Genomic DNA, 5,485 nt, shown 5'->3' with positions numbered 1-5,485 from the left:
TGCGCGTCCGCTCCTTGAGAACTCAACAGCGTGCCGAAAGTCAGTGCCAAGTAATACCCCGTGCCGCGATTCTTGTGGTCGTGGCTGGGATTCCTTTGGTTGATTGATATCGCGAGTGTCAGCTCGCGGTTCTCAGCCGGTATCAAATCATCTACGGAGAGTTTGATCCTGGCTCAGGACGAACGCTGGCGGCGTGCTTAACACATGCAAGTCGAACGGTGAACCGCTTCGGTGGGGATCAGTGGCGAACGGGTGAGTAACACGTGGGCAACCTGCCCCTGGCTCTGGGATAACTCCAAGAAATTGGGGCTAATACCGGATATGACCGCTGACCGCATGGTCTGGTGGTGGAAAGATTTATCGGCTGGGGATGGGCCCGCGGCCTATCAGCTTGTTGGTGGGGTAGTGGCCTACCAAGGCGACGACGGGTAGCCGGCCTGAGAGGGTGACCGGCCACACTGGGACTGAGACACGGCCCAGACTCCTACGGGAGGCAGCAGTGGGGAATATTGCGCAATGGGCGAAAGCCTGACGCAGCGACGCCGCGTGGGGGATGACGGCCTTCGGGTTGTAAACCTCTTTCAGCAGGGACGAAGCGCAAGTGACGGTACCTGCAGAAGAAGCACCGGCCAACTACGTGCCAGCAGCCGCGGTAATACGTAGGGTGCAAGCGTTGTCCGGAATTATTGGGCGTAAAGAGCTCGTAGGCGGTTCGTCGCGTCGGCTGTGAAAACCTGAGGCTCAACCTCAGGCCTGCAGTCGATACGGGCGGACTTGAGTTCGGCAGGGGAGACTGGAATTCCTGGTGTAGCGGTGAAATGCGCAGATATCAGGAGGAACACCGGTGGCGAAGGCGGGTCTCTGGGCCGAAACTGACGCTGAGGAGCGAAAGCGTGGGGAGCGAACAGGATTAGATACCCTGGTAGTCCACGCCGTAAACGTTGGGCGCTAGGTGTGGGGGCCATTCCACGGTCTCCGTGCCGCAGCTAACGCATTAAGCGCCCCGCCTGGGGAGTACGGCCGCAAGGCTAAAACTCAAAGGAATTGACGGGGGCCCGCACAAGCGGCGGAGCATGTTGCTTAATTCGATGCAACGCGAAGAACCTTACCTAGGCTTGACATGCACGGAAATCCTCCAGAGATGGGGGGTCCGTAAGGGCCGTGCACAGGTGGTGCATGGTTGTCGTCAGCTCGTGTCGTGAGATGTTGGGTTAAGTCCCGCAACGAGCGCAACCCTCGTTCTATGTTGCCAGCACGTGATGGTGGGGACTCATAGGAGACTGCCGGGGTCAACTCGGAGGAAGGTGGGGATGACGTCAAATCATCATGCCCCTTATGTCTAGGGCTGCAAACATGCTACAATGGCTGGTACAAAGGGCTGCGATACCGCGAGGTGGAGCGAATCCCAAAAAGCCGGTCTCAGTTCGGATTGGGGTCTGCAACTCGACCCCATGAAGTTGGAGTCGCTAGTAATCGCAGATCAGCAACGCTGCGGTGAATACGTTCCCGGGCCTTGTACACACCGCCCGTCACGTCACGAAAGTCGGTAACGCCCGAAGCCGGTGGCCCAACCCTTGTGGAGGGAGCCGTCGAAGGCGGGATCGGCGATTGGGACGAAGTCGTAACAAGGTAGCCGTACCGGAAGGTGCGGCTGGATCACCTCCTTTCTAAGGAGCATGTCACCGCCTCCCGCGTGGGGGTGGTGCAGAGCCGCGCTCAGGGCAGGACGGTCCGCCATCTCCGGTGGGTCGCAGGTTCCTGGGGTGGTGCTCGAGGGTGGAACGCTGACCAGTTCGGCCGGCAGCCTGGTGCTGCCCCTAGTACTGCACACACCTGGTGTGTGCGTGGAGGGGGGTGGTGGGGGGTGACCGGTCGTAGGCACGCTGTTGGGTCCTGAGGGAGCGGGTGACCGTTTCTTCGTCAGGGCCGGTCTGCATCTCATACCGCTGTCTCCTCCGTCTTCGGGTGGGTGGGGCGGGGCTGGTGGGGTCGGGTGACCGGTGGCTGGTCGTACGTTGAGAACTGCACAGTGGACGCGAGCATCTTCTGACTCTGGTAGCAGAGTTCAAGTGTTGTAGGCCCGCTGCACGCTTCCTTCCGGGGGTGTGGGGCGGGATTTTTGTGTGGCCAAGTTGTTAAGGGCACACGGTGGATGCCTGGGCACCAGGAGCCGATGAAGGACGTAGGAGGCTGCGATAAGCCTCGGGGAGCTGTCAACCGAGCGTTGATCCGAGGATTTCCGAATGGGGGAACCCCGCACCAGTCATGTGGTGTGACCCGCGCCTGAACACATAGGGCGTGTGGAGGGAACGTGGGGAAGTGAAACATCTCAGTACCCACAGGAAGAGAAAACAACAGTGATTCCGTGAGTAGTGGCGAGCGAAAGCGGAAGAGGCTAAACCGATCGCATGTGATAGCCGGCAGGCGTTGTGTGGTCGGGGTCGTGGGACAGTTCTGCATCTCCTGCCGGGGATGCGGGGAGTCATAAAGGACTTGTGTTAGTGGAAGGCCTCTGGAAAGGGTCGCCGTAGAGGGTGAGAGCCCCGTACACGAAAACGCAGTCCCTCCCGAACTTGTTTCCCAAGTAGCACCGAGCCCGTGAAATTCGGTGTGAATCCGGCGGGACCACCCGCTAAGCCTGAATACTCCCTGGTGACCGATAGCGGACAAGTACCGTGAGGGAAAGGTGAAAAGTACCCCGGGAGGGGAGTGAAATAGTACCTGAAACCGTGTGCCTACAAGCCGTGAGAGCCTTAGGTCCTTCGGGGCCGGGGTGATTGCGTGCCTTTTGAAGAATGAGCCTGCGAGTTAGCGGTACGTGGCGAGGTTAACCCGTGTGGGGTAGCCGTAGCGAAAGCGAGTCCGAACAGGGCGTTCCAGTCGCGTGCTCTAGACCCGAAGCCGAGTGATCTACCCATGGCCAGGTTGAAGCGCGGGTAAGACCGCGTGGAGGACCGAACCCACCAGGGTTGAAAACCTGGGGGATGAGCTGTGGGTAGGGGTGAAAGGCCAATCAAACTCGGTGATAGCTGGTTCTCCCCGAAATGCATTTAGGTGCAGCGTCACGTGTTTCTTGCCGGAGGTAGAGCACTGGATGGCCGATGGGCCCCACAAGGTTACTGACGTCAACCAAACTCCGAATGCCGGTAAGTGAGAGCGTGGCAGTGAGACTGCGGGCGATAAGGTTCGTAGTCGAGAGGGAAACAGCCCAGATCATCGGCTAAGGCCCCTAAGCGTGTGCTAAGTGGAAAAGGATGTGGGATCGCAGAGACAACCAGGAGGTTGGCTTAGAAGCAGCCACCCTTGAAAGAGTGCGTAATAGCTCACTGGTCAAGTGGTTCCGCGCCGACAATGTAGCGGGGCTCAAGCACACCGCCGAAGCCGTGGCATTCACACAACAACCCGTCGGTTCTCCTCGGAGGGCCGGCCAGGTGTGTGGATGGGTAGGGGAGCGTCGTGTGGCGGTGGAAGCGGCGGAGTGATCCAGCCGTGGACGCCACACGAGTGAGAATGCAGGCATGAGTAGCGAGAGGGGAGTGAGAACCTCCCCCGCCGGAAGACCAAGGGTTCCTGGGCCAGGCTAATCCGCCCAGGGTGAGTCGGGACCTAAGGCGAGGCCGACAGGCGTAGTCGATGGACAACGGGTTGATATTCCCGTACCCGCGAAGGAACGCCCATGCTGAACCCAGCGATGCTAACCCACCGACGCCGGTGATCCTCACTTGTGAGGTGATCCGGGGAAGCTGGGGACCCGGACTGGTAGTAGGCAAGCGATGGGGTGACGCAGGAAGGTAGTCCTACCGGTGAGTGGTAGTACCGGTGCAAGGGTGTGGCCCGTCCGATAGGTAAATCCGTCGGACACACAGGGTGAGGCCCGACGCATAGCCGATTGAGGCGAATTGGATGATCCTATGCTGCCGAGAAAAGCCTCTAGCGAGTTCCGAGCGGCCCGTACCCCAAACCAACTCAGGTGGTCAGGTAGAGAATACCGAGGCGATCGAGCGAACTGTGGTTAAGGAACTCGGCAAAATGCCCCCGTAACTTCGGGAGAAGGGGGGCCCCAGCCCGTGAACCACCTAGCGTGGGGCAGCGGGAGGGGGTCGCAGAGACCAGTGAGAAGCGACTGTTTACTAAAAACACAGGTCCGTGCGAAGTCGTAAGACGATGTATACGGACTGACGCCTGCCCGGTGCTGGAACGTTAAGGGGACGGGTTAGCCGCAAGGCGAAGCTCAGAACTCAAGCGCCAGTAAACGGCGGTGGTAACTATAACCATCCTAAGGTAGCGAAATTCCTTGTCGGGTAAGTTCCGACCTGCACGAATGGCGTAACGACTTCTCAGCTGTCTCAACCACAGGCTCGGCGAAATTGCACTACGAGTAAAGATGCTCGTTACGCGCGGCAGGACGGAAAGACCCCGGGACCTTTACTATAGCTTGATATTGGTGTTCGGTTCGGCTTGTGTAGGATAGGTGGGAGACTGCGAAGCGGGCACGCCAGTGTTCGTGGAGTCGCCGTTGAAATACCACTCTGGTCGAATTGGATGTCTAACCTCGGTCCGTGATCCGGATCAGGGACAGTGTCAGGTGGGTAGTTTAACTGGGGCGGTTGCCTCCCAAAATGTAACGGAGGCGCCCAAAGGTTCCCTCAGCCTGGTTGGCAATCAGGTGTCGAGTGCAAGTGCACAAGGGAGCTTGACTGCGAGACCGACGGGTCGAGCAGGAGCGAAAGCTGGGACTAGTGACCCGGCACCGGCATGTGGAAGCGGTGTCGCTCAACGGATAAAAGGTACCCCGGGGATAACAGGCTGATCTTCCCCAAGAGTCCATATCGACGGGATGGTTTGGCACCTCGATGTCGGCTCGTCGCATCCTGGGGCTGGAGTAGGTCCCAAGGGTTGGGCTGTTCGCCCATTAAAGCGGTACGCGAGCTGGGTTTAGAACGTCGTGAGACAGTTCGGTCCCTATCCGCCGTGCGCGTAAGAGACTTGAGAAGAGCTGTCCCTAGTACGAGAGGACCGGGACGGACGAACCTCTGGTGTGCCAGTTGTACCGCCAGGTGCACTGCTGGTTAGCTACGTTCGGCAGGGATAACCGCTGAAAGCATCTAAGCGGGAAGCTCGCTTCAAGATGAGGTCTCTCACCGGGTCAACCGGGTAAGGCCCCCGCCCAGACCAGCGGGTTGATAGGCCGGAAGTGGAAGCACCGCAAGGTGTGGAGCTGACCGGTACTAACAGGCCGAGGGCTTGACCACACACACCTCCCCACCGGGACCCTGTGTGCCAGGTCGTCAACGAAGACAATGTCTCGCGTCCACTGTGCGGTTCTGAACGCACGAACCAGCCGAATGGTTCACACGTTCACAGAGTTACGGCGGCCATGGCGAGAGGGAAACGCCCGGCAACATTCCGAACCCGGAAGCTAAGCCTCTCAGCGCCGATGGTACTGCCCTGGAGACGGGGTGGGAGAGTAGGACGCCGCCGGACA

General features: G+C 59.4%; 3 rRNA genes. All 3 read left to right on the top strand.

Annotation, left to right across the window (positions count from 1 at the left end):
• The first annotated feature begins 150 nt into the window (after window positions 1–150).
• The 3 genes from ACI792_RS20815 (at window position 151) to rrf (ending at window position 5,484) form a co-directional block, all read left to right on the top strand.
• A 16S ribosomal RNA gene (locus ACI792_RS20815) occupies window positions 151–1,667 on the top strand.
• A gap of 458 nt (window positions 1,668–2,125) precedes the next feature.
• A 23S ribosomal RNA gene (locus ACI792_RS20810) occupies window positions 2,126–5,252 on the top strand.
• Between the two features lie 115 nt (window positions 5,253–5,367).
• A 5S ribosomal RNA gene (gene rrf, locus ACI792_RS20805) occupies window positions 5,368–5,484 on the top strand.
• Together the 16S, 23S and 5S rRNA genes form the textbook arrangement of a ribosomal RNA operon.
• Window position 5,485 lies beyond the last annotated feature (1 nt).

The organism is Blastococcus sp. SYSU DS0669 (assembly GCF_054050895.1).
This window is presented reverse-complemented; position numbering and strand designations above follow the sequence as displayed.